The organism is Mesorhizobium sp. C395A (assembly GCF_030323205.1).
In the GTDB taxonomy this organism is placed as follows: domain Bacteria; phylum Pseudomonadota; class Alphaproteobacteria; order Rhizobiales; family Rhizobiaceae; genus Mesorhizobium.
Genome location: NZ_CP100473.1, coordinates 4,694,470 through 4,717,411, shown reverse-complemented (window position 1 = coordinate 4,717,411; position 22,942 = coordinate 4,694,470). Strand labels below are relative to the sequence as shown.

19 protein-coding genes and 1 pseudogene are annotated in these 22,942 nt (G+C 62.9%); 10 read left to right on the top strand and 10 right to left on the bottom strand.

The window, feature by feature from the left end; genetic code table 11:
* Positions 1–116: 116 nt before the first annotated feature.
* The 5 genes from NLY37_RS22925 to NLY37_RS22905 form a co-directional block, all read right to left on the bottom strand.
* On the bottom strand, positions 117–2,150 hold the full coding sequence (locus NLY37_RS22925) for an aldo/keto reductase (RefSeq protein ID WP_023742034.1): 2,034 nt from the start codon (positions 2,148–2,150) through the stop codon (positions 117–119).
* A 29-nt stretch (positions 2,151–2,179) separates the two neighbouring features.
* Positions 2,180–3,259 carry an ABC transporter ATP-binding protein gene (locus NLY37_RS22920; RefSeq protein WP_023672165.1) on the bottom strand — a complete coding sequence of 360 codons (1,080 nt, stop codon included), beginning with the start codon at positions 3,257–3,259 and terminating at the stop codon, positions 2,180–2,182.
* A gap of 12 nt (positions 3,260–3,271) precedes the next feature.
* Complete coding sequence (locus NLY37_RS22915) at positions 3,272–4,108, bottom strand: carbohydrate ABC transporter permease (RefSeq protein WP_023742035.1); 837 nt, start codon at positions 4,106–4,108, stop codon at positions 3,272–3,274.
* On the bottom strand, positions 4,105–4,965 hold the full coding sequence (locus NLY37_RS22910) for a carbohydrate ABC transporter permease (RefSeq protein WP_023726710.1): 861 nt from the start codon (positions 4,963–4,965) through the stop codon (positions 4,105–4,107). Before NLY37_RS22910 ends, NLY37_RS22915 begins: the two co-directional genes overlap by 4 nt.
* 203 nt (positions 4,966–5,168) lie before the next feature.
* Positions 5,169–6,437, bottom strand: coding sequence for an ABC transporter substrate-binding protein (locus NLY37_RS22905; RefSeq protein WP_023742036.1), 1,269 nt, complete (start codon positions 6,435–6,437; stop codon positions 5,169–5,171).
* Positions 6,438–6,543: 106 nt separating this feature from the next.
* Here NLY37_RS22905 and NLY37_RS22900 point away from each other — a divergent pair, with 106 nt between their 5' ends.
* Positions 6,544–7,413 carry a helix-turn-helix domain-containing protein gene (locus NLY37_RS22900; protein WP_023742037.1) on the top strand — a complete coding sequence of 290 codons (870 nt, stop codon included), beginning with the start codon at positions 6,544–6,546 and terminating at the stop codon, positions 7,411–7,413.
* Between the two features lie 308 nt (positions 7,414–7,721).
* On the opposite strand, the gene NLY37_RS22895 is transcribed toward NLY37_RS22900, so the two are convergent.
* Together NLY37_RS22895 and NLY37_RS22890 are read right to left on the bottom strand one after the other, a co-directional pair.
* On the bottom strand, positions 7,722–9,110 hold the full coding sequence (locus NLY37_RS22895) for a HAMP domain-containing sensor histidine kinase (RefSeq protein ID WP_286440350.1): 1,389 nt from the start codon (positions 9,108–9,110) through the stop codon (positions 7,722–7,724).
* A gap of 57 nt (positions 9,111–9,167) precedes the next feature.
* Positions 9,168–9,839 (bottom strand): winged helix-turn-helix domain-containing protein, encoded by a 672-nt coding sequence (locus tag NLY37_RS22890; RefSeq protein WP_023742038.1) that lies wholly within the window; start codon positions 9,837–9,839, stop codon positions 9,168–9,170.
* Between the two features lie 224 nt (positions 9,840–10,063).
* On the opposite strand from NLY37_RS22890, the gene NLY37_RS22885 reads away from it, so the two are divergent.
* Positions 10,064–11,065, top strand: a complete 1,002-nt coding sequence (locus NLY37_RS22885) for a LacI family DNA-binding transcriptional regulator (protein WP_023742039.1) — start codon at positions 10,064–10,066, stop codon at positions 11,063–11,065.
* A gap of 6 nt (positions 11,066–11,071) precedes the next feature.
* On the opposite strand, the pseudogene ocd reads toward NLY37_RS22885, so the two are convergent.
* Together ocd and rocF are read right to left on the bottom strand one after the other, a co-directional pair.
* Positions 11,072–12,128: pseudogene (gene ocd, locus NLY37_RS22880) on the bottom strand (ornithine cyclodeaminase).
* Positions 12,125–13,060: an arginase gene (gene rocF, locus NLY37_RS22875; RefSeq protein WP_023742040.1), complete on the bottom strand. Its 936-nt coding sequence runs from the start codon at positions 13,058–13,060 to the stop codon at positions 12,125–12,127. Before rocF ends, ocd begins: the two are co-directional and overlap by 4 nt.
* A 146-nt stretch (positions 13,061–13,206) precedes the next feature.
* On the opposite strand from rocF, the gene NLY37_RS22870 reads away from it, so the two are divergent.
* The 5 genes from NLY37_RS22870 (at position 13,207) to NLY37_RS22850 (ending at position 17,844) form a co-directional block, all read left to right on the top strand.
* Positions 13,207–13,647, top strand: coding sequence for an Lrp/AsnC family transcriptional regulator (locus NLY37_RS22870; protein WP_023685065.1), 441 nt, complete (start codon positions 13,207–13,209; stop codon positions 13,645–13,647).
* Positions 13,648–13,747: 100 nt separating this feature from the next.
* Entirely contained in the window at positions 13,748–14,008 is a 261-nt protein-coding gene (locus NLY37_RS22865) for a hypothetical protein (RefSeq protein WP_023742041.1), read from the top strand.
* Positions 14,009–14,238: 230 nt separating this feature from the next.
* Complete coding sequence (locus tag NLY37_RS22860) at positions 14,239–15,453, top strand: glycosyltransferase family protein (RefSeq protein ID WP_023742042.1); 1,215 nt, start codon at positions 14,239–14,241, stop codon at positions 15,451–15,453.
* Position 15,454: 1 nt separating this feature from the next.
* Positions 15,455–16,699, top strand: coding sequence for a glycosyltransferase (locus NLY37_RS22855; protein WP_023687620.1), 1,245 nt, complete (start codon positions 15,455–15,457; stop codon positions 16,697–16,699).
* Positions 16,696–17,844, top strand: coding sequence for a glycosyltransferase family protein (locus NLY37_RS22850; RefSeq protein WP_023742043.1), 1,149 nt, complete (start codon positions 16,696–16,698; stop codon positions 17,842–17,844). Before NLY37_RS22855 ends, NLY37_RS22850 begins: the two co-directional genes overlap by 4 nt.
* On the opposite strand, the gene NLY37_RS22845 is transcribed toward NLY37_RS22850, so the two are convergent.
* A complete protein-coding gene (locus tag NLY37_RS22845; protein WP_084558991.1) occupies positions 17,822–18,493 on the bottom strand; it encodes a class I SAM-dependent methyltransferase in 672 nt (223 codons plus the stop codon). The genes NLY37_RS22850 and NLY37_RS22845 overlap by 23 nt on opposite strands.
* Positions 18,494–18,759: 266 nt before the next feature.
* On the opposite strand from NLY37_RS22845, the gene NLY37_RS22840 reads away from it, so the two are divergent.
* The 3 genes from NLY37_RS22840 to NLY37_RS22830 all read left to right on the top strand — a co-directional run bounded on the left by NLY37_RS22840 (position 18,760) and on the right by NLY37_RS22830 (position 22,942).
* Positions 18,760–21,474, top strand: a complete 2,715-nt coding sequence (locus NLY37_RS22840; protein ID WP_023672145.1) for an ABC transporter transmembrane domain-containing protein — start codon at positions 18,760–18,762, stop codon at positions 21,472–21,474.
* A 34-nt stretch (positions 21,475–21,508) separates the two neighbouring features.
* Entirely contained in the window at positions 21,509–21,976 is a 468-nt protein-coding gene (locus NLY37_RS22835; RefSeq protein WP_023672144.1) for a cyclic nucleotide-binding domain-containing protein, read from the top strand.
* Positions 21,977–22,087: 111 nt separating this feature from the next.
* Positions 22,088–22,942, top strand: a complete 855-nt coding sequence (locus NLY37_RS22830) for an MBL fold metallo-hydrolase (RefSeq protein ID WP_023742045.1) — start codon at positions 22,088–22,090, stop codon at positions 22,940–22,942.

Genomic DNA, 22,942 nt, shown 5'->3' with positions numbered 1-22,942 from the left:
TCGGTTCGACTGGGCTCGGCCTACCTGCCGCTGCAGAAGGAGGTTAGCGCTCCACGCGAGGCGACCCCCTCTGTCGCCTTCGGCGACATCTCCCCCTCAAGGGGGGAGATTAGCTGCTAAGCCCGCCGCCTTTCCGGCCCGCTATCCAGCCACGCCACATCCTCCGCCGACAGCTTGATATCCAGCGCCTTCAAACTGTCCTCCAACTCGTCCAGCGTGCGCGGGCCGATCAACGGCACCGACGGAAAAGGCTGCGCCAGCACATAGGCGAGCGCGATGTGGATCGGACTTTTGCCCAGGCGCTGCGCCAGCTCGATGGCGCGGTCGCGGCGGCCGAAATTTTTCTCGGAATACCAGACCCGCACCAGCTCCTCATTGTCCTGCTTGTCGCGGCCGGCGCGGTCGGTGAAGAAGCCGCGGCCCTGGCTCGACCAGGCGAAGTTGGGCATCTGCCTTTTCGTCAACCAGGATTTCCAGTCGTCGGTGGACGAGGTGATGCAGCCGGCCCAGATCGGCTCCAGCATCTCGGCCAGCGAGAAATTGTTGGAGAGCACGCCGGGCTTCTGCTTGCCGGTGCGCTCGGCATAGGCAATCGCCTCGTCCATGCGCGCCATCGTCCAGTTCGAGCCGCCGAACGGGCCACGGATGCGGCCGGCCTTGACCTCGGCGTCCATCGCATCGACGAATTCGCCGACCGGCACATCCGGGTTGTCGCGGTGCATGAAATAGAGGTCGACATGGTCGGTCTGCAGCCGGTCCAACGACTGGGCGAGCTGCTTGCCGATGACATCGGGATAGCAGAGCGGCGAGTGCGCGCCCTTGGCGATGATCACCGACTGCTCGCGCACGCCGCGATTCCTGAGCCACTGGCCAAGCAGCGTTTCGGTGTAGCCGGCGCCGTAGACATAGCCGGTGTCGAACAGATTGCCGCCGGCCTCGAAGAAGGCGTCGAGCAGGATTGCGCCCGACGAGAAGGTGCGGAAATCCTCGAAGCCGAGCGCCACCACGGAGGCCGGCTTCGACAGGCCCGGAATCTTGCGCTTGCCAATGGCCGTGCCGCCGGTGCGCAGCGGCCGGCCCGAAATGGTGTTGGTTCGCTTAGCCGGCTTTTCGATCTCATATTCGAGCCCGACGGCGGCGCGCCATCTGTCGAGGACGCGCAGCGTGCCGAGGCTGTCGGCCCAGCTCATGCCCGGCCAGGCGAACTCCTGTTTGCCGGCCAGGATCGCCTCGCCGGCGGCGTCGACCTCGAAGGAATAGAGATGGCGGGTTTCGTTGACGCTGATGGTATCGCGCGTGTCGTCGGCGAGGATTACATCGATCCGGCCAGGGCCGCCATCGCGGTTGCCGCCGCCGGCGAACCAGAAATCCGGCACTTCGATGCGGCCCTTGGTGCCGAGGATGCGCAGCACATTGTCCTGTTTGAGCGAGATGCTGCAGGATACCTCGGCGACGATGCCACCGGGAAAATGCAGCAGCGCCGAGGCCCATTCGTCGACGCCGGACTTGCCGAGATGGGCGGTGCCGACAACCTTGTCCGGCTCGGCGAAGGGTTTTCCAGTCGCAGCCCCGGCAATCAGCCGCACCATCGAGACGGGATAGCCGCCGACATCGAGGATGCCGCCGCCGGCGAGATCGTTGGCGTAGAGCCGGTGCTCGGGCATGAAGCCCGGCATGGCGAAGCCGAAGCTCGACTTCATCAGCCTGACATCGCCGATGACGCCCGACTTGATGAGTTCCACCAGCTTCGCCGTCTGCGGGTGCAGCCGGTACATGAACGCTTCGCCGAGGAAGGTGCCGGCCTTGCGCGCAGCATGGATCATGGCGTCGGCCTCGAAGGCGGTCAGCGCCAGCGGCTTTTCGCACAGCACATGCTTGCCGGCTTCCGCCGCCTTGATTGCCCATTCGGCATGGCCGGGATGCGGGATGGCGATATAGACGGCATCGACCTCGGGGTCGGCGAGCAGCGCGTCGTAACCGTCGAGGATGCGGGCGCCGGGAAACGTCTCGGCCAAGCCTGCCTTGCCGGGATTGCGGGCGCCGAGCGCCACGATCGTGCCGGTGCGCGAGCCTGCCACGCCGCGGGCGAACGCTTTGGCGATGTCGCCGGGCCCGAGTATCCCCCAGCGGATGGGCGCGGTTGCAGTCATGGTCATTCTCCTTGCAAGGCTGGAAGCGCTCAGCGCAGCCGCTGGCCATTTTCATCGAACAGATAGGATTTGCGGATGGACACGGTGATCTCCTGGGTGTCGGGGACCTTTGCCGCGTCGCGCTGGATCACCAGGTCTTCGCCATGGGCGGTCCTGGCATAGATGAAGCTGGTGCCGCCGAGATGCTCGACCACGTCGATGCCGACTGTGAGGTCGGCGTCGCCTTCGCCGCCATTGCCGAAATGTTCGGGCCGCACGCCGACAATGACCTTGGCTCCTGTTTCTGGCACGGCGCCGGTCAACGGTTGCATAATGCGGGTCTTTTCCTCGCCCACCAGCTCGACGGTGACGCTGCTCGTGTTGCGCCCGACGACGCGGCCCTTGATGAAATTCATCTTCGGCGAGCCTACAAAGCCGGCGACGAACTGGTTGTCGGGATTGTCGTAGAGATCGAGCGGCCGGCCGATCTGCTCGACATGGCCACCGCGCAGCACGACGATCCGGTCGGCCAGCGTCATCGCTTCGGTCTGGTCGTGGGTGACATAGATCATCGTCGTACCGAGCTCCTTGTGCAGGCGCGAGATTTCGACCCGCATCTGGACGCGCAGCTCGGCGTCGAGATTGCTCAACGGCTCGTCGAACAGGAAGACTTGCGGTTCGCGCACGATGGCGCGGCCGATGGCAACGCGCTGGCGCTGGCCGCCGGACAATTGCCTCGGCCGCCGCGCCATCAACTCTGTGATGCGCAGGATTTCGGAGGCCCGCTTCACCCGCCGCTCGGTGTCCTCCTTGGGGTTGCCGGTCATCCTGAGGCCAAAGCTCAGATTCTGCTCCACGCTCATGTGCGGGTAGAGCGCGTAGGACTGGAACACCATGGCGATGCCGCGCTCGGCCGGCTCGACATCGTTCATCACCTTGCCGCCAATGGCGATCTCGCCGCCGCTGATATCCTCCAGCCCGGCGATCATCCTGAGCAGCGTCGATTTTCCACAACCCGACGGGCCGACAAAGACGACGAACTCGCCATCGGCGATATCGATGTTGGCGCCATGGATGATCTCATAGACGCCGAAGCGTTTTACGACATTGGTGAGGGTGACTGCCGCCATATTCTGTTGTCCCTACTTGACGGCGCCGGCGGCGATGCCGGCGATGAAATGGCGCTGCAGCAGAACGAAGACGACCAGCATCGGCACGGTCAGCATGACGGCGCCGGCCATGATGCCGCCCCATGAGACCTTGGTCAGGCCGATCAGCGTGCCGAGCGCCACAGGGGCCGTCATCGCGCCGGGCTGGCTGTTGATCAAAAGCGGCCAGAGATAATTGTTCCACGAGGCGAGGAACAGAATGATGGCGAGCGCCGCCAGCATCGGCCGCGCCAGCGGCAAAGCGACGAACAGGAAGATGCGCCATTCCTTGACGCCTTCGACACGTGCCGCGTCGAAGAGGTCGGCCGGCATCATCGAGAAAGCCTGGCGCATGAACAGCACGCCCAGCGAATTGAACAAGGGTGGCACGATCAGCGCAACCCAGGTGTTGGCGAGCTGGAAGTCGCGCGCCACCATGATGAATTGCGGGATCAGCACCACGGCATAGGGCAGCGTGATGGTGCCGAGGATGATCGCCACCACCGCGCCCTTGCCGAAGAACTGATAGCGGGCGAGCGCCCAGCCGGCCATCGAGGTCAGCAGCACCGAGAAGAAGGTGTAGGTCACCGCAACCGCCACCGAAATGCCGATAGCGCCGACGAAATTGGTGTCACGCTGCAGATTGTTGAAATTGTCGACGAAATTGCCGTGCGGCAGAAGCTCGATGCCGGGGCTGAAAATGCCGTTGTCGGGCATGGTGGAAAACACCACCATCATCCACAGCGGAAACAGCCAGATCACCGCCAGCGGCGTCAGGACCAGATGCAGCAGGACGCTGCGGCCGAGCCGGCGTTGCGACAGCGAACTCATTTCGGCTCTCTTGTCAGCCACAGCTGCACCAGCGTGATGGCGATGGCCAGCCCCGCCATGGTGTAGGCGACGGCCGAGGCGTAGCCGAAATTGAGCGAACGAAAACCCTGGCGGTAGAGCAGCAGGCCAAGCGTCTCGGTGCCGCCGCCGGGACCGCCGCGCTCCGTGATCAGGAACGGTTCGGTGAAAAGCTGCATGGTGCCGATGATCGACAGCACGGCGCAAAACACGATGACCGGCTTGAGCAGCGGCAGCGTTATGTAGAAGAACTGCTTGAGCTTGCTGACGCGGTCGAGCGTCGCTGCTTCATAGACATCCTCGGGGATCGACTGCAGGCCGGCGAGCAGGATGATGGCGTTGTAGCCGGCCCAGCGCCAGGTCACCGCGATCATGATCAGCGCCATGGCCGGGGTGACGTTGGAGAACCAGTCGATCTTGGCCAGGCCGATGCCGGCGAGCAGCTTGTTGATGATGCCGAAATCGAGATTGAACATCAGCCGGAACACGGCGGAATAGGCGACCTCGCCGACCACCACCGGAGCGAAGAAGGCGAAGCGGTAGAGGCCACGTGCTTTCAGCAGCGGCGAGTTCAGCAGCACCGCCATGACGATCGCCAGCGAGATCATCACCGGCACCTGGATCACGAGGATGAGCAGCGTGTTCTTCAGCGCGTTGAAGAAAGCGGGGTCGCCGATCAGGCGGCCCCAGTTGAACGTCGGCGCAAAGCGCCAGGGCACTGTGCGCGTCGCCTGGAAGGAAATCATGAACGAGGAGATGATCGGCCACACCCAGAAGATGGCAAAGATCAGAAGGTAGGGCGTAAGGAAGCGATAGGCCGTGGCGTTCTGGTAGCGCATGGTTTCCTCCTCCTTCCTCTTTCCCGGTTGATATCCGGCGTGTTGTTAGCCGGCGGACGCCGCCGGCAATTGGCGATCTGTTGGGCGAGAGCGTCCCTTTCCCCGCCACTATACGGGGAGAGGATGCCGGCAGGCAGGTGAGGGGCAGCGCCAACAGTCCGGCAAATTGCCCTATATCTGGCCCGCCAGCATCACCGCCTTGGTCACTTGATCGGCAGTCCCGTCGCCGAAGCGATCTGGCTGGCGGCGTCGTCGAGGGCGGCCTTGGCATCGGGATAGCCGCCGCCGAGATATTTGGTCTGCACGGCGCGCATGATGATTTCGGCGTCGCTCTGGAACGGCGTGCCGCGGCTCGGCACCACCTTGGGCAGCGTGGCGAGAATGTCCTTCCACACTGCCTGGCCGCCCCAATAGGGCAGGCCCTGCGAGACGTAGGGGTCGTCGAGGGCCGAGATCAGTGACGGCACCAGGCCGAAATCCCTGAGCATGGTGATCTGGCCTTCATTGGTCTCGAGCGTGTATTTCAGATAGGCGTAGGCGGCCTCCTTGTTCTTCGAGGCTGAGGTGATGGCGAGCGACGAGCCTCCGAGATTGGCCGCGCGGGGGCCGTCGGCGGTCAGGCTCGGCATTAGGTAGACACCCCATTTGCCGTTTTCGCCGGCGGATTCGGTGCGGATGGTGCCCTCATACCAGCCGCCATAGACCTGGGTGGCGACGGTGCCGGCGGTGTTGTTGGTGATCTTGGTGCCCCAGTCGGCCGACGAGATGATGCCGGCGTCCTTCATGTCCTTGATCTTGGCCAGCGTGTCGACGCATTTCGGCTGGTTGACGGTGATCGACTGCCCATCGGCGGCGAAATAGCCGCAGCCCTGTTCGTTGGAAATCATGCGGAAGAATTCGGTGTCGCCGTTGAAATCGGCATTGGTCATGGTGACGCCGGGATTGGTGGCCTGGACCTTCTTGCCGGCGGCGATGAAATCGTCCCAGGTCTTGATCGAGGCCGGATCGACGCCGGCCTTCTCGTAGAAGTCGCGGCGGTAGAAGGCGGCGACCGGGCCGGAATCCCACGGCATGGCGTAGGCCTTGTCGCCGACCTCCAGTTCAGTGCGCTTGAAATCCGGGAATTTCTTCTGGTCGTCGGCGGTGTAGCCCAGCGTGTGCAAATCGACGAAGCAATCGGGGAACTGGCTCCAGTAGTTCTCGGCCTCGCCGTTTTCGATCGAGACGATATCGGGCAGGCCGACGCCGCCGGCCGCACAGCCGGCGATCGACTTGTCATAGGTCGGCTGGTTGCCGAGATCCTGAACGGTGACCTTGACGTCGGGATGCTGTTTGTTGAAGCCGGCCACCGTAGCCTTCAGCGACGAAGCGGCGATATTCCAGCTCCAGATCGTAATTTCGCCGGACTGCGCCAAAGCCGGGGCTGAGCCCAGGCCAAGCGCCAGCGCGGCACAGATCAGTGTCGTGCGCATTGAAATCCTCCCATTTCATTTGCTCTCTCTTCGCGAGCATGGCTAGACTAGGCGGCGCGGAAGGCTTGTCCCTGACAACGGGAATAAAAGATGGGCGGAAAGTAAGATGCCGGAACGGCCGTTTTACCAGCCTGGCGCCAGCAGCGTCGAAGGCCTGCCGATGGCTTTGCAGATGTTTCACAACCATCCCCTGGTGATGCTGAAGCCGCACTGGCATGCCCAGGTCGAGGTCAATTTCATCGTCCGCGGCAGCGTGCATTACCGCATGAACGAGCACGAGATTTCGCTGTCGGCCGGCGACATGTGCCTGTTCTGGGGCGGGCTGCCGCACCAGATGGACGATCTCTCCGACGACGCCATCTATGCCGGCGCGCATCTGCCGCTGGTGCATTTCTTCCGCCTGCACCTGCCGACGGATGTCCGCCACCGGCTGATGACGGGCGCCACGCTGGTGACATCGGCGACCGACCAGGCCGACCATCACAATTTCGAACGCTGGAACCGCTATTTCCGCTCGGGCGATCCGGCGATAACCGAGCACGCCGTGAACGAGCTGCTGCTGCGGTTGGAGCGGGTGCGCTTCGAGCCCTACCAGCTGGTGCCGGAAACCGCCATCGGCCAGGAACCCGGCGGCCCGTTCGACCAGCAATCGCTGCGCAATGTCGGGCGCATGTGCGACTTCATCGCCGAGAATTTCCTCTACGACATAGACTGCGTCGACATCGCGGCGGCGGCCGATATCCATCCCAAATACGCCATGAGCATTTTCAAGAAATCGACCGGCATGACGCTCAACGAATATATGAATCTGCTGCGGCTGAGCTACGCGCAGGCGCTGCTGATGCATGAAGACGCCAATGTGCTGCGCGTCGCCATGGATTCAGGCTTCGGCTCGCTCAGCGCCTTCAACAAATCCTTCCGCAAGCTGGCAGGGATGTCGCCCTCGGATTTTCGCCGGGGTGCGGTGGGCCGATAGGTTCAACGGTCATCTTGATCAACCCGCAGCCGTTCCGGGTGGAAACATGTGCAAGGCTAATCGCGACCACCTTTGTCGGATGCGATCATCAACTTGGAGAAAGTTGTCAGCGACTTCGCGTTTCATGAGCGCCTTCCCCCACTCCGTCGCTGCTTCGCAGCGCCACCTTTCCCCCTCCGGAGGGAGAGGAAAGGCCAGCCGGAGGGCGCCAGCCGGAATCGTTTCGCGCCTTTCCTCTCCCCCGTCGATCGGGGGAGAGGTGTCGAGCGAAGCTCGACGGAGTGGGGGTCGACCTGGCTCTGGCGTTGTCATTTCAAGCCGGGACCGGTGCCCTCCGCCCGAGGAAACCCGACAATTACCGCCAGCCCAGGCCGGCGATCCTCCAGCGCAATCGTTGCACCATGCAGGTCGGCGATGGCCCGCACCAGGCTGAGGCCAAGGCCGCTGCCGGGCGTGGTGCGGCTGGAGTCGAGCCGGTAGAGCCGCTGGAACACTTTTTCGCGCTCCTGCGCCGGGATGCCGGGGCCATTGTCGGCGACCTCAGCCAGAATGCGGTCGCCTTGCCGCCGCACCGATAGAAGGATCGCCGTGCCATCGGGGCAATGCCGCAGCGCGTTCTCAACCAGATTGGCAAACAATTGCGTCAGCAGGTCGCGATCGCCGTGAACCAGGCATGGCGTGCCGTGGACGATCGTGGCCGACAGCGACTTGCCGTTATCCTCGGCGACACCGGCATAGATTTCGGCAATGGCATCGATGACGCCGCTGAGGTCGAGATCGACAAAGCGCGCCTTGCGGGCGCCGGCCTCGATCTGGGCAATACGCAACAGCGCATCGAAAGTCTCGTTGATCTGCAGGCTTTCCCCTCGTGCCTCCGCCAGCTCATCGGCAACTGCCTCACCCCGCGCCGTCCTGTCGGCGGCAGCCTCCAAAATCATCTGCAGCCGGTTGAGCGGCGTCTTCAGATCATGCGCGATGTCGGCGCTGACCTGGCGCATGCCGTCGACCAGGGCCGCCAGCCGCTCCAGCGCGGCGTTGACCTGGCGCGAGACGCCGTCAATGTCGTCGCCATTGCCGAGCAGCGGAATGCGGGCGTCGAGCCGGCCGTTGGAGACATCGTCCATGGTGGCGGCAATGCCGTCGAGGCGGCGCTGCACGCGCGCCGCCAGCAGGGCGCCGCCGGCCACCCCAAGGCCCGAAATGATCAGGGTGGCCCAACCGAAGCTCATCAGCACGATGCGTTCCAGCTCCTCGGTTTCGGAGAGCGAGAAGGCGATTGTCAGGCTGTTGGGCCCGACCGAACCGGTCCAGGCGCGGTACATAGTGTCCGGCGCAACGCCTGGCAGGGAAGCGGCAAAATCCGAAAAGCCATCGGGAAGGTCGGCGGCGGTGAAATTCCCGGCCAGGCGATTGCCGGCGGGATCGGTGAGCGAGAACAGCTGTTCCTTGCTAGGGCTGAGCGCGGCATGGCTGTCGACTGCCGAAACCAGATCCTCCCGGTCGTTTCCGGCATAGGTCACCGCCACGACCGAATAGGTCTCCTTGACCGATTGGTCGAGCTGCTCGGCAAGATCCGCGCTCATCAGCTGGTAGACGATGGCGCCTGACAGGATGAAGGCGAGCACGAACAGCAAGGCGAAGGTAAGGGCCAGCCGAAACGGCGTGCTGCGCAGCAGGCGAGAGCCTGTCTCAGTCATAGTGCGTTTCAGTCATGGGAAGCTTCAGTCATGGCAAGTTTCTGTCATGCCGTGCCTTCAGTCGTGAACACTGTAGCCAGTGCTGCGCACGGTGTGGATCAACGCGGTTTCGAACGGCCTGTCGATCTTGGCGCGCAGCCGGCTGATATGGGTTTCGACGACGCTGGTCTTGGGGTCGAAGTGAAAATCCCAGACCCGTTCCAGAAGCATGGTGCGGGTGATGACGCGGCCCTCGCCGCGCATCAGCACTTCGAGCAGGCTGAATTCGCGCGGCTGCAGGTCGATCGCCTGGCCCTGCCTGGTGACGCGGCGCTGGATCAGGTCCATTTCGAGGTCTGCGATGCGCAGCGTCGTCTTCAGCTCCTGCACCGCAGGGCGACGGCCGAGCGCGTTGATGCGGGCGAGCAGTTCGGAAAAGGCGAATGGCTTGACGAGATAGTCGTCGCCGCCGGCCTCGAGCCCTTCAACCCTGTCGTCGACGCCGCCGACCGAGGTCAGAAAGATCGCCGGCGTGCGCACGCCCGCCGCCCGCACCGCCTTGATCATCGACAGGCCGTCGAGGCCGGGCAGCATGCGGTCGACGACGATCACGTCATAGGCGTCGCGTGTCGCGGCAAACAGCGCGTCGCGGCCATCGCGCCTGAGGTCGCAGATATGGCCTGCCTCGCCAAGGCCCTTGACGACATAGTCGGCGGTGCGTGGGTCGTCCTCGACAAGGAGAAGTCGCATCGTTGTTCCGATCGTTGGCGATTGAGCAGTTCCCGGCTCTCGAACCTTATCCGGTTGCGACAACAGGTCGACCACCAAGCACCCAGCCTTGCGGCTTTTTCTTGGCGGCAGATCGCTCCGCTCAGCAGGTTGCTCAAAGGGACATTGACACTCGAAAGCTGCGCTCTAGCGTGCGACACATCCGGTTACGCAATCATTAGGCTAATCGAGTCAGGGGACAAGAAATGACGACGATTGCCGATGTCGCGCGCCATGCCGGAGTGTCGGTCGCAACCGTCTCGCATGTGATGAACCGCACGCGCCATGTCGAGCCTGAGACGGCCGAGCGCGTGCATTCGGCCATCGCCGCCTTGCGCTACAGCCCGAACACGCTGGCGCGCAGCCTGAGGCGCGGCGAGACCAAGACCATCGGCCTGCTGCTGCCGGACAATTCCAACCCGTTCTTCGCCGGCGTGGCGCGCCAGATCGAGGATGCCGGCTTCCTTGCCGGCTATACTGTGATCCTGTGCAACTCCGACGGCAGCGCCGAGAAGGAGGAGCGCTACCTCCAGGTGCTGATGGCCAAGCAGATCGACGGGCTGATCTTCGCCGGCTCGTCGGATCATGCGCGGGTGTTCTCCAGCCTTCTGCCCGGCGTCCCGGCGGTGCTGCTCGACCGCGAGATCCATTCGGTCAATGTCGATTCGGTGCTGGTCGATCACGATCATGGCGGCTATCTCGCCGGCCGCTATCTGGCCGGGCTCGGCCACGAGAAGATCGGCGTCATCGGCGGCCCGCGCGATTCCAGCTCCAGCCCGGCCCGCCTGCGCGGCTTCGCCAGGGCGCTGCAGGAAGCCGGCCTCGACCTGCCGCCGGCCTCGGTGGTGGATTCCGACTATCACTTCGCCGGCGGCCGCACGGCGATGGAGCGGCTGATGGCGCAGGCGCCGGGGATCACGGCGCTGTTTGCCTGTAACGATCTGATGGCCATGGGGGCGCTGACAGTGCTGCGAGGGCGCGGATTGCGGGTCCCAGGCGACATGTCGATGATCGGCTTCGACGACATACCCTATGCCGTCACCACCTGGCCGCCGCTGACGACGATCGCACAGCCGGTCGAGAAGATCGGCACCCGCGCCGTCAGCCTGCTGCTCGAGCGGGTTGCCGAGCCTGCGGCGCATTCGCGCCGCGAAGTGCTCACCCCGGTGCTCGTCGAACGGGAGAGCTGCGCGCCGTTGAGCGGCTGAAGTCCCTCAGGCGGCGGCCGGCTGCAGCGCTGCCCTGAGCAGCATGCCGAAGAGGTCGCGCGGCTCGTCGGGATCGGCGAGCAGGTCGAGCTCCTCGTAGAGGCCGGTGGCCTGAAGCTGGTCTCTGACATAGCGCAGCGCGGAAAAATCCTCGGTGGCGAAGCCGACGGAATCGAACAAGGTGATCTGTTCCGCCGTCTTGCGGCCTTCCGCCTTGCCGGTCATCACCTGCCACAACTCGGTCACCGGATGGTCGGCGTGGAGCTGCTGGATTTCGCCCTCGATGCGCGTCTGCGGCGAGAACTCGACGAAGATGTCGGAGCGCAAAAGGATGTCGCGGTGCAGTTCCGTCTTGCCGGGGCAGTCGCCGCCGACCGCGTTGATGTGCACGCCGGAACCGACCATGTTGTCGGTCAGAATGGTGGCGGACAGCTTGTCGGCGGTCACCGTGGTGATGATGTCGACGCCTTCCACAGCATCCTGGCCGGTCGCGCAGATGGTGATGTCAAAGCCTTTGCCGGCGAGGTTGCGGGCGCATTTCTCGGAAGCCGAGCGGTCGATGTCGTAGAGCCGCAGCCGGTCGATGCCGAGCAGCGCTTTGAAGGCGACAGCCTGGAGACTGGGCGCCATTGCCGATGATGGCCATCGAGCGCGCGCCTTTCGGCGCCAGATATTTGGCCGCGACAGCGGAGGTCGCCGCGGTGCGCAGCGCCGTCAGGATCGTCATTTCGGTGAGCAGCATCGGATAGCCGGAGCCGACATCGGCGAGCACGCCGAAGGCGGTGACGGTCTGGCGCCCCTCGCGCATGTTCTTGGGATGGCCGTTGACATATTTGAAGCCGTATAGCCGGCCGTCGCTGGTCGGCATCAGTTCGATGACGCCGTCATGGCTGTGCGAGGCGATGCGCGGCGTCTTGTCGAACAGCTCCCAGCGGCGAAAATCCTCCCCGATATAGGCGGCGAGTTCGGTGAGGAACCGCTCGACGCCGATGGTCAGCACCAGCTTCATCATGCGGTCGACGCTGACGAAGGGGACGATGGCAAGGCGGGAAGGCTGGGTCATGCAATGCTTCCGGAATGGCTGCGGGTCGGGCGGTCCATGATGCGCCGGCCCATCAGGCTGGCGGCGAGGTCGACAATCAGCGTGGCGGTGCGGCCGCGCTCGTCGAGGAACGGGTTGAGCTCGACCAGATCAAGGCTGGAGACCAGGCCGCTGTCGGACAGCATCTCCATCACCAGGTGCGCCTCGCGGAAGGTGGCGCCGCCGGGCACGGTGGTGCCGACGGCCGGCGCGATGGAGGGGTCGAGGAAGTCGACGTCGAGGCTGACATGCAGCAGGCCGTTTTCCTTTTCGACGATGGCCAGGAAGGCGCGCAGCAAAGGTGCGACGCCGTGCTCGTCAATGGTGCGCATGTCGTGCACGGTAACCCCCGCTTCGCTCAGCGCCCGGCGCTCCGCCGGATCGACGCTGCGCAGGCCCATGACGCAGATGTGGGCAGGGTCGACGGCGACAGGCAGGTCCGGGAAATAACCGTTGAAGCCCGGCCGGCCGCTGGCATAGGCGAGCGGCACGCCGTGCAGATTGCCGCTGACGGTGGTATCGAGCGTGTGGAAATCGGGATGTGCGTCGAGCCACAGCACGAAGAGCGGCCGGCCGCGTTCGGCGGCGCGGCGGGCTATGCCCGACACCGTGCCGGCCGATATCGCGTGGTCGCCGCCAAGGAAGATCGGCATGGCGTTCCGCGAAGCCGCATAGGCGGTCTCGGCTATCGCCGCCGTCCAGGCGGAAATCTCCGGTAGGGCCTTCAGCGCGAGATTGCCGTGGACGATTGCGCGCACGGCGGCCGGTTGCACCGCGCCCCAGTCCTCGACCTCGTGGCCGAGTTCCGACAGCACCGAGGCAAGCCCGGCCGTGCGCAGCGCGCTCGGCCCCATCTCGCATCCCATCCTGCCGGCGCCGTCCTGCACCGGCGCGCCAACGATCCTGCAGCGCATGGTTTTTGGTGTCCTTGCAAATTGATTGGGCAATTGATGCGTGGAATGAACCATCCTGGACCGGCAGTTTGAACAGGCGAAATTGGCATTTCGAGAAGAATGATTTATAAATTCGATAAATCAGTTTGGTCAAAGTGGATAGAATCATGGACTTGCTCGACGAAAGGCTGGTCACGCTGCTCAGGCATGATGCCCGGCGCAGCATCTCCGATCTCGCGGTCGATCTCGGGGTGTCGCGCGCCACGGTCAGGGCGCGCATGGAGCGGCTGGAAAAAACGGGCGAGATCATCGGCTACACGGTGGTGCTGCGCGCCGACGCAGTCGACCAGCGGATACGCGGCGTGATGATGATCGAGATCGAGGGCCATGCCGCCGACCGCGTGGTCCGGGCGCTCGGCGGCCTCGCCGAGGTTTCGACCATTCACACCACCAATGGCCGCTGGGACCTGGTGGTCGAACTCGGAACGGCGTCGCTCACCGATTTCGACGCGGTGCTTAGGCGGATACGGCTCATCCCGGGGATAACCGGCAGCGAGACAAGTCTGCTGCTGGCAACGCCGAGGACGACAAGGGCAAGGTTGGCGTAGCCGTCCTTCCGGCCGGCGTGTTCACGCAAAGCTTTGTGACGGATCTGGCGAATGGGTCGCCTGGCTGACGAATCTCATTGGGGCCGCAGCTATCCTCCACATGACGGAGGAAGCCGGCATCACGCGAGATTGCACCAGCTTCAACGGTGCAAGGACCGGACGCTTGCCACAGGCCAAGGCTGATGGCAGGATAAAAGGCCGCAACGTGCGGCCTCTGGCGGCCGTTGTGTTTCGATGGATTATGAAGCATTTTCCCAAGGTGCGGGTTCTCCTCACAATGTGCGGCAGCCTCGTTTCGCCTTGGTCGCCCTTGATTTTTCGCAATGTGCGCTTTGCCTGCCTCAGGCCGCAGGGCATTTAATTCCACGGGGTCAAGCCTCATGACAGAGATTTGTGCTCGCGCCGTCTATCATCGGCGAAGACAAGGCATGGCGCCACAATCAGCGTCCCCTGGCATTCGTGCCCAGGTGAAGAATGCCGTTGCGTACCTCTCGCCCCCATGTTTCAAAACAGGTCGATAGACCCGCGAGAATGGTTTCGAAGCCTGCGGGGTTGCCCACGGTCCGGCGAGAATTCTAAAAGACGTTCACAATGACACAGCACGCAAAAGACGCACGAATTCTCATGTACAGCCACGACACGTTCGGGCTCGGCCATTTGCAGCGTTGCCGAACGATCGCTCATTCGCTGGTCGGGGATTTCCGCGGACTTCAGGTGCTAATCATTTCGGGCGCCACCATCGCCGGCGCCTTCGACTACCGCGCCCGCGTCGACTTCGTGAAGATCCCCAGCGTCATCAAGCTGCGCAACGGCGAATACACCTCGCTGGAAAAGGACATCGATCTGCATGAGACGCTAAGGATGCGGCAGTCGATTATCCGCCACACGGCCGAGAGCTTCCGGCCGGATATCTTCATCGTCGACAAAGAACCGCTGGGGCTGCGCGGAGAGATCGAGGATACGCTGTCCTACCTCAAGACGCGGGGCACCACGCTCGTGCTTGGCCTGCGCGAGGTGATGGACGCGCCGCATTTGCTCGAAGCGGAGTGGGCACGCAGGGATGTGATGCGCAAGATAGGCCTGTTCTACGACAAGGTCTGGGTCTATGGCCCGCCGGATTTCTACGATCCGCTGACCGGCATGGACGTGCCGCCGGCGGTCAGGGCAAAGATGAAGTTCGTCGGTTTCCTGCAACGGAGCCTGCAGCAGAACCAGTTGCCCGGCCACCGGCCCGAGGGCGACTATATCCTGGTTACCACCGGTGGCGGCGGTGACGGCGCCGACCTGATCCACAACGTCATCGAGGCCTATCAGCAGGATCCGCGATTGCAGCACAGGGCGCTGATCGTGCTTGGGCCCTACATGCCGGCGCGCAAGCGCAACAAGCTGGTCAGGAAAGGGGCCAAGATCCCCTACGTCAAGATCATCGAATTCGACAACCGCATGGAAGAGCTGATTGCCGGCGCCAAGGCGGTGGTGGCGATGGGCGGTTACAACACCTATTGCGAGATACTGTCTTTCGACAAGCCGGCGCTGATCGTGCCGCGCGTCACGCCGCGCGAGGAACAGCTGATCCGGGCACGGCGCGCAGCCGAACTCGGCCTCATCGAGATGCTTTTGCCTGAGGAAGCCGAGGATGCCCAGCGGTTTGCCGATGCGCTGCAGGTTTTGCCGGGCCGGCCCCGCCCATCGCAGAGCAATGCGCATCTGACGCTGGAAGGGCTGCCTCATATTTCCGAAATCGTCGCGGAACTGCTCGACCGGCGGGCCGGCCATCACCTTTCGGTCATTGAAGGCATGAACTGAGTTGCAACACCGCAAGATCGTCGTGGTTCTGAAGGGCTACCCGCGGCTGTCGGAAACCTTCATCGCGCAGGAGCTGCTCGGTCTGGAGCGTGCGGGGTTCGACCTGATACTTTTCGCGCTCAGGCGGCCGACCGACGCAAAACGTCATCCCGTGCATGACGAGATCAAGGCCCCCGTCCATTATCTGCCGGAATATCTGCACAGAGAGCCGCTGCGCGTGGTTCGATCGCTGTTTGCCTGTCTGCCGCGGCCTGGCTTCTGGCGCGCGCTCAAATCGCTCGCTGCCGATATCCGCCGCGACTTTACCCGCAATCGCGCGCGGCGCTTCGGGCAAGCGCTGGTGCTGGCGGCCGAATGGCCGCAAGATGCCGGATGGCTGCATGCCCATTTCGCGCACACGCCGGCATCGGTGACGCGCTATGCCAGCCAGCTTCGTGGCTTGCCCTGGAGCTGCTCAGCCCATGCCAAGGACATCTGGACGTCGGCGGACTGGGATCTGGCCGGCAAGCTTTCCTCGGCGCGCTGGACGGTCACGTGCACGAAAACCGGCTTCGACCATCTGAAAAAACTCGCCAACGGCAGTTCGTCCGTGCATCTGAGCTATCATGGGCTCGACCTTGACCGCTTCGGCAGTTTCGGCGAGGCGCGAAAACAGCGTGACGGCTCGGCGCCGGCCGAACCGGTCATGATCTTGAGTGTCGGACGCGCCGTTGAAAAGAAGGGCTATGATACGTTGCTGGAGGCTCTTGCCCTCTTGCCTGGCGATCTGGCGTGGTGTTTCGAGCATATCGGTGGCGGCGAGGAACTGAAACGGCTGAAGGCGCTGGCGCAAAGGCTCGGACTGGAGGGGCGCGTCTCCTGGAAAGGCGCGCTGGCGCAGGAGGAGGTGCTTGAGCACTACCGCAGCGCCGACATCTTCGCTTTGGCCTGCAGGATCACCGCGGATGGCGACCGGGACGGCCTGCCGAATGTTCTGGTGGAGGCGGCCAGCCAGCGGCTTGCCTGCGTGTCGACCGATATTTCCGGCGTGCCGGAGCTTTTATCGTCGGATGAAACCGGGCTGCTGATTCCCTCGGAAAACCCGACTGCCCTGGCACAGGCGCTGGAGCGCCTGATCCGCGATCCCGTCCTGCGCGTCCGCCTCGGCGACGCCGCGGAGCGGCGCGTGCGAAGCAATTTCGATCATGTGGCAGGCATTGGACAGCTCAAGGAACTGTTCGAGCGGGAGTGGCGGGCCGCCGAATGAAGCGGCTGCGCGCTTTCTTCTATGTTCAGCACCTGCTCGGCATCGGCCATCTCGCGCGCGCCAGCCGCATTGCGGCGGCTCTGGTCGATGACGGGTTCGACGTCACCGTCGTGACCGGCGGAGCGCCGATCGCGGGATTTCCGGGATCGGGTGTAAAATCCGTGACCCTGCCGCCTGTCACCTCCGGTGACGAAGGATTTTCCGGACTTGTCGACCTGCAGGGCAAAGCCGTCGACGATGATTTCAAGACGCGGCGCTCAGAGATGCTGCTGCAGGCTTTCCGGGATTACAGGCCCGACATCGTCATTATCGAGGCGTTTCCCTTTGGACGCCGGCAGATGCGTTTCGAACTCTTGCCACTGATCGAGGCCATCGAAGCGACATCGCCCAGACCGCTGCTGGCGGCGTCCGTCCGCGACATCCTTCAGGAGCGCGTGAAGCCGAGCCGAAACGAAGAAACGGTCGATATCGTCAACAGGCATTTCGATCTTGTCATGGTCCATGGCGATCCGGCTTTCGCAACCTTCGACAAGACATTTCCGCTGGCTGGGGCGATCAGGGCCGAGGTCGCCTACACCGGGCTCGTTGCCGCGCCGCCGACGCAAGCGGCCTCAGAGCGCTTCGACGTTCTGGTGTCGGTTGGCGGCGGGGCGGCCGGAAAGAGCCTTGTCAGATCCACCGTCGCGGCGGCGCGAAATGCCGATAACGCCTGGACATGGTGTTTGATCACCGGCCCAAACCTGCCGAAGGACGAGTTTGACGCGATTTCACGCGATGCCTCCCCACGCCTGTCCATCTTCCGGTTCCGCGAGGATTTCGCCAGCCTGTTGACCGGCGCCCGCCTGTCGGTCTCGCAGGCCGGTTACAACACGGTCTGCGATGTCCTGCGCGCGGGGTGTCGCTCGCTGCTCGTTCCATTTGCAGCCGGCGGGGAAACCGAGCAGACGCGTCGCGCCCTGTTACTCGAAGAGCTCGGTCTTGCAACGGTGCTGACGGAACAGGACCTGACGCCTGAAGGTCTGGCGCATGCGACCGAGCAGGCGCTTGCGGGACCGGCGCCAGCCGCGCATCGCCTCGATCTGGAAGGGGCGCGGCGCTCGGCGCAAATCCTGCGCGAGCGCTTCAAACAGTTCCAATCAGCATGAAGCGTGTATAATTTTTTGTCGGCAATTCGCCGGAGAACCTGATCTGCCGCAGCGCCGCCATTGCTTCGAAGGCTGCAAGTGACGCCACGCAGTTGATGTGCGTCGGCTCGCTGAAATAGTCGTTCGACTGCAGCAGCACGTTCGTGCCCCGCGGAAGCAGGGCAAGCCAGGCGCTGAGGTCGGCTATGTGTTCGCAGCTCGTATTGACCACCAAGTCGGGCCCGCCGGCGGCATAGTCGAGTGCGTACATATCTGCCGTCAGCGCTTGAAACCGGTCGCCGGCTTGCCGGTTGAGTGTCCGGGCGACCGCGCCGACTTCGGGATCAATGTCGATGCTGTCGATCGCCGCGATGTCGAAGCGGGCGTCGTTGAAAAGCATCGCCGGCAATACGCCGTACCATCCACCCAGAACCCATATGCGCTCGAACCGACCGCCGCAGCTTTCGAAAAGCCTGTCGAGCGCCCACATCTTGCAGGCGACCTGCTTGTGGTTGAAGGCGTTCGCGATATTGGCCTGCGGATGCTTGGCGATGACGCGCGCCAGCCCGGCCACGAGAGGGTGGTCGACATAGGCGGCAATTCCCCGCGTGAGGTCCAGGGCTTGCTCATGCCCATCCATGCCGGCATTGCGTGGTTGCGTGACATCCATCATATTCGTCTTCTATGTTGGGATTTCGGGCGACACAACGCAATCTTGCCTCATGCAAGGCTGTTCGACTTGCGGACGCGATTGTGCCGCAAGCCGTTTCGCCATTGCCCGGAGGAGGCCGATTGCATTTGTCCGGACCATCGGCATCCATCCGCCTGGCGCGCAGCTGCCGCTTCGAGATCGTCGTTGGCGGCGAAGACATGGCCGATACACCATTCGCCAGCAGGTGCCTTTACATTCTGCATCCTTCAAACTGACAATCGCATATGGAAACCAGCCTAGCCCGCTATATCTGGACGCACACCAGGAAGCAGCAGCTCTGGATATTGATGATCGTCGTGCTTTCGATGGTCCCGTATTTCATGTCGTTCGACCTGCCGAAGCTGATCGTCAACGGCCCGATCCAAGGCAAGGGGTTCGAGCAACCGGGCGCGACCCTGCCATTCATGCGGTTGCACTATAACCTGCCGTTCATCGGCGAGGTCCAGTTCTTCTCCGGTTTTCAACTGGACCGCACGTCGACCCTGCTTGCGCTCAGCCTTGTGTTCCTCTTGCTGGTCGTCATCAACGGCTTGTTCAAGCTCTACATCAACACTTACAAGGGCCGGCTCGGCGAACGCATGCTGCGGCGTATTCGTTTCGACCTGGTCGATCGTGTGCTGCGGTTTCCGCCGGTTTACTTCAAGCGGGTGAAATCCGCCGAAGTGGCGACCATGGTGAAGGACGAGGTGGAGCCGCTGGGCGGCTTCATCGGCGATGCCTTCCTGCAGCCGGTGCTGCTCGGCGGCCAGGCGCTGACGGCCATGCTGTTCATCATGGTCCAGAACGTCTGGCTCGGAATGATAGCGGTCGTGATCGTGGCGATCCAGATCGTGCTTATCCCGCGAATGCGGCGGCGGCTGCTCGTGCTGGGGCGCCAGCGGCAGTTGACGGCGCGCGCGCTGTCGGGCCGGGTTGGCGAAATCGTCGACGGCATCGGCGCGGTTCACGTCCACGATACGTCGAATTACGAGCGCGCCGACATAGCAGCCCGGCTCGGGCTCATCTTCAAAATCCGCTTCGATCTTTACCAATGGAAATTCATGGTAAAGTTCCTCAACAATTTTCTCGCGCAGCTCACGCCCTTTCTGTTCTACATGATCGGTGGCTATCTGGTCATCCAGGGGCGGCTGGATGTCGGCCAGCTCGTGGCCGTGATTGGCGCCTACAAGGACTTGCCCGGACCGATGAAGGAACTGATCGACTGGGATCAGGACCGGCAGGATGTCCAGGTCAAATATCAGCAGGTCGTCGAACAGTTCACCGTCGAGAATATCATCGCGCCGGAAATCGGAGCACTGACGATCGACGATCCCGATCCGATGACCAAGCCGCTGTCGGCGATCAGCCTGTCGATAGCCGACGATGGCGGCGCAATGCTCCTCAATCGCATCTCGCTCGAGGTCAAGCCGGGTGAGACGGTGGCGCTGGTCAGCACCGCAACAGGGGGAGCGGAGGCGCTTGCGGAAGCCTTTGCGCGGCTGACCTGGCCGGATAGTGGAAGGATCGTTTCGGGCTCCGATGACTTGCTCGATCTCCCCGAAGCCGTGACCGGCCGGCGCATGTCCTACGCTTCGTCGGATGTTTTCCTGTTCCAGGCAAGCCTGCGCGACAATTTGCTCTACGGGTTGAAGCATGCGCCGCTGACATCGGTGACATATGACGGCGCCGCGGCGGACCAGCACCGTTGGAATATCGACGAGGCGCGCCGGTCGGGCAATCCGGATCTCGATATCCGCAGCGACTGGATCAACTATGCCTCTGCCGGCGCCACCGGCCCGCACGACCTCTTTGAAGCCGTGCGCCGGGTGCTCGACGCGGTTCTTCTGTCGCGCGACATTCTGGATTTAGGCTTGCGCTCTTCGGCCGACCTCAAGCGCCACACGAAGCTTGCCGGGCGGATCGTCGAATTGCGTGCGGCGCTGCGAACCCGGTTGGAGGAAGAAGGCCTGAGCGCGCTGGTGGTTCCTTTTGAACCGGGCGCCTACAACAAGGAAGCGACGATCGGCCAGAACCTGCTCTTCGGCGCTGCGGCCGGCCCCGAACTGGCTCACAAGGCACTGGCGTCCAATCCCTATTTTGCTTCCGTGCTGAAGCAAGCCGGCCTCGACCGCACGCTCTACGAAATGGGCATGGAGATCGCCGAACAGGCGATCGAGCTGTTTGCCGACCTGCCGCCCGAACATCAGTTCTTCCAGCAGCTCGCCTTCATGAGCGCCGAGGAGATACCCGCCTACGAAACCTTGCTGCAACGGCTCAAGAATCGCCCCTACGATGCGGTTTCGGAGAACGACCGCGCCATGATGGTCACCTTAAGCTTTGCCTATATCGAGCCCCGGCATCGCTTCGGCCTGTTGACCGACGAGCTGATGAGCAAGATCATCGCTGCACGCAACCAGTTCTATGAAAACCTGCCGGCCGAGCTGGAGAAAGCTGTCGAACGGTTTGATCCTGCCAAATACATCGCCGCGGCCACCGTCATGGACAACGTCCTGTTCGGGCGTGTCGGCAACAACCATCCCGACGCGCCGGACCGTATTCGCTCCATCGTCTATGATATTCTTGACGAACTGGGACTTTATGCCGAGCTTCTGGATGTCGGCCTGGACTTCAACGTCGGCGCCGCCGGCAGGCGGCTGACCGGCGGACAGCGACAGAAGCTCGATGTTGCCCGCGCCTTGCTCAAGCGTCCCGATTTCCTCATTCTCAATCGGCCGCTGTCAGCGCTCGACCAGCGCGTGCAGGACAAAGTGTTGCGGAATGTGCTCGACGAAGCCAGACGCGACGGCCATTCGCCGGCAATTGTGTGGGTGGTGACGAATCCGGCAATGGCGGCGATGTTCGATCGGGTTGTGGTCTTTGACTCAGGCCAATTGGTGGAAGACGGAACACACGAGACACTCTTGGCGGGAAACGGTATCTTCAAGGAACTTGTGTCATAGTCTGGCAAACGCGAATTCAGGAAGGTTTGCGACAATGCTGCTCAAGGATGAAGTTGGAATGCTGCAACGCGTTCCCTTGTTCTCTGGCATCGAGCCGACAAAGCTCAAGCTGCTCGCGTTCACGTCCGATCGCGTGAACTACAGTGCCGGCCAGATTCTTTTCCGGCAGGGCGACGAGGCAGACGCGGCCTATGTCATCCTTTCGGGCAGCGCGGATATTCTGGTCGATTCCGACAATGGCCCGATCAAAGTTGCCGAATTGCTGCCAAATTCGATCGTTGGCGAGATTGCCATATTGTGCAACAGCTCCCGTACTGCCACCGTCAAAGCGGCAAGTGAGCTGGAGGCCTTGAGAATCCGCAAGGACCATTTCCTGAGGCTTATGAAGGAGTTTCCCGAAATGACCATCGAAATATTGCGGGTTCTTGCCGATAGGCTAAGCAGTACGACCGCGGACCTGATCGACGCACGAACGGCCGAGAGCGATTCACAGTTGCACTGAAGCGGCGAGCCGCTCTGTTTCTTTGTTTTGATGCAGTTTCCGGAACCGTGTCACACCTTTCCTGGAACGACTCTGGCAGCAGTTGGTTGGCTACGATGGGCGAAAGGGTGCATGGACGACGATTTCTTCCTTGTCAGGTTCTGGGGCGTGCGCGGCAGCATTGCGGTGTCGGGGCCAGAATTTGCTCGCTATGGCGGAAACACGATCTGCATCGAGATGCAATGCGGCAAGCATACGCTTCTGTTCGACGCGGGCTCCGGCCTGCGGTCTGCGGGCAGGACGCTTCGAGCGTCGGGCGTCACCGATTTCGACCTGTTTTTTACCCATTGCCATTACGATCACATCATCGGGCTGCCGGCTTTCAAGCCTATTTATGAACGAGGCATCAAAGTTACGCTTTGGTCCGGGCATCTCGCTGGACGCATGACGACGCGGCAGATGGTCGATGAATTCATTCGGCCGCCATGGTTTCCGGTGACACTCGGTGTCTGCAAGGCGAGCCTCGACTGCCGCGATTTCGCATCCGGAGACGTGCTTCGGCCGCGCGAAGGAGTTGTTGTGCGGACCGGTAGTCTTACCCATCCGGGCGGCTGCATCGGCTACCGGGTCGAATGGGGGGGCCGCGTCGTGGCGGTCATCACAGACACCGAGCACGAGCCGGGCAAACTCGATCCGGCGGTGCTCGGCCTGATCGAGAATGCCGACCTCGTCATTTACGATTGCACCTACACCGAGGAGGAAATGGAGCGCTACCGCGGCAACGGGCACTCGACATGGCAACAGGGCGTCAAGCTCTGCGAGGCGGCCGGCGCGCGCGGGCTTGCGCTGTTTCACCACGATCCGGCACGCACCGACGATGAGCTGGACGAGATGGAGAAACTGGCCAAAGACAGATTTGCCGGCGCTTTTGCGGCGCGGGATGGCCAGACGCTCACATTTCCAACTTCAGTGAACAAAAAGCGCTGA

Bases quoted from the DNA above. Each gene is read 5' to 3' on its own strand.
- NLY37_RS22925 (WP_023742034.1), bottom strand. From the start codon at position 2,150: ATGACTGCAACCGCGCCCATCCGCTGGGGGATACTCGGGCCCGGCGAC.
- NLY37_RS22920 (WP_023672165.1), bottom strand. From the start codon at position 3,259: ATGGCGGCAGTCACCCTCACCAATGTCGTAAAACGCTTCGGCGTCTAT.
- NLY37_RS22915 (WP_023742035.1), bottom strand. From the start codon at position 4,108: ATGAGTTCGCTGTCGCAACGCCGGCTCGGCCGCAGCGTCCTGCTGCAT.
- NLY37_RS22910 (WP_023726710.1), bottom strand. From the start codon at position 4,965: ATGCGCTACCAGAACGCCACGGCCTATCGCTTCCTTACGCCCTACCTT.
- NLY37_RS22905 (WP_023742036.1), bottom strand. From the start codon at position 6,437: ATGCGCACGACACTGATCTGTGCCGCGCTGGCGCTTGGCCTGGGCTCA.
- NLY37_RS22900 (WP_023742037.1), top strand. From the start codon at position 6,544: ATGCCGGAACGGCCGTTTTACCAGCCTGGCGCCAGCAGCGTCGAAGGC.
- NLY37_RS22895 (WP_286440350.1), bottom strand. From the start codon at position 9,110: ATGACTGAGACAGGCTCTCGCCTGCTGCGCAGCACGCCGTTTCGGCTG.
- NLY37_RS22890 (WP_023742038.1), bottom strand. From the start codon at position 9,839: ATGCGACTTCTCCTTGTCGAGGACGACCCACGCACCGCCGACTATGTC.
- NLY37_RS22885 (WP_023742039.1), top strand. From the start codon at position 10,064: ATGACGACGATTGCCGATGTCGCGCGCCATGCCGGAGTGTCGGTCGCA.
- rocF (WP_023742040.1), bottom strand. From the start codon at position 13,060: ATGCGCTGCAGGATCGTTGGCGCGCCGGTGCAGGACGGCGCCGGCAGG.
- NLY37_RS22870 (WP_023685065.1), top strand. From the start codon at position 13,207: ATGGACTTGCTCGACGAAAGGCTGGTCACGCTGCTCAGGCATGATGCC.
- NLY37_RS22865 (WP_023742041.1), top strand. From the start codon at position 13,748: ATGACGGAGGAAGCCGGCATCACGCGAGATTGCACCAGCTTCAACGGT.
- NLY37_RS22860 (WP_023742042.1), top strand. From the start codon at position 14,239: ATGACACAGCACGCAAAAGACGCACGAATTCTCATGTACAGCCACGAC.
- NLY37_RS22850 (WP_023742043.1), top strand. From the start codon at position 16,696: ATGAAGCGGCTGCGCGCTTTCTTCTATGTTCAGCACCTGCTCGGCATC.
- NLY37_RS22845 (WP_084558991.1), bottom strand. From the start codon at position 18,493: ATGGATGTCACGCAACCACGCAATGCCGGCATGGATGGGCATGAGCAA.
- NLY37_RS22840 (WP_023672145.1), top strand. From the start codon at position 18,760: ATGGAAACCAGCCTAGCCCGCTATATCTGGACGCACACCAGGAAGCAG.
- NLY37_RS22835 (WP_023672144.1), top strand. From the start codon at position 21,509: ATGCTGCTCAAGGATGAAGTTGGAATGCTGCAACGCGTTCCCTTGTTC.
- NLY37_RS22830 (WP_023742045.1), top strand. From the start codon at position 22,088: ATGGACGACGATTTCTTCCTTGTCAGGTTCTGGGGCGTGCGCGGCAGC.